We start from the raw sequence: 653 nt of genomic DNA on the forward strand, positions 1-653 counted from the left end.
CTCCTGACCATGTAATTGTTCCTCCTACACATCCTGTTGCAGTTAGTGTTGCTTTATCTGTTCCACAAACAGTCGTTTTGTTGGTAGAAATCACTGGGGCTACTGGGGATGGACTCGTTCCGATTGTTATCGTGTTTGAGTTTCCAGATTTTCCACAGATATTCTCACAATAAGCAAAGTAAATTCCGGGACCTACATTTATAGTACTTGATGTTGCTCCGTTACTCCAAACCAAATCACCTATAGTGCACTGACTAGCATTAATTGCAACAACCTCATAACTACAAACAACATTTCTTGTGCTTGTAATTACTGGAGCTGTAGGAAGAGGAACTTTTTGTAAAATAATCTGAATGGTTTTCGACGATTCTCCACAAGCATTTCGGCAAAAAGCAGTATAAGTTCCTGAGGTCGAAATATTCAACACTGACCCCTCCGAACCTGTATTCCAAGTAACGGCACCGTTACATAAGTTTGCAGTCAAAGTGGCATACTCACCATCGCAACACAAAGTTTTGTTTACAGAAATTATTAAATCATTCGGCAAGACGCCACTTGATATTTGGATGCTGTTAGATGCTAAACTGATTCCGCATGTGTTTGTGCAGTTAGCCGTGTAAACTCCCGCTCCTACTTGGATTGGGTTTTGTGTA

Annotated in this window: 1 protein-coding gene; it reads right to left on the reverse strand. The window is 40.7% G+C overall.

The genetic code is table 11. The features are described 5' to 3' along the window. The coding region (locus tag EGI24_RS14615; protein WP_255049206.1) for a hypothetical protein at window positions 1–653 on the reverse strand (653 nt) is incomplete at both ends.

The sequence above is a fragment of the Lacihabitans sp. CS3-21 genome, from assembly GCF_024343675.1.
GTDB lineage: Bacteria > Bacteroidota > Bacteroidia > Cytophagales > Spirosomataceae > Leadbetterella.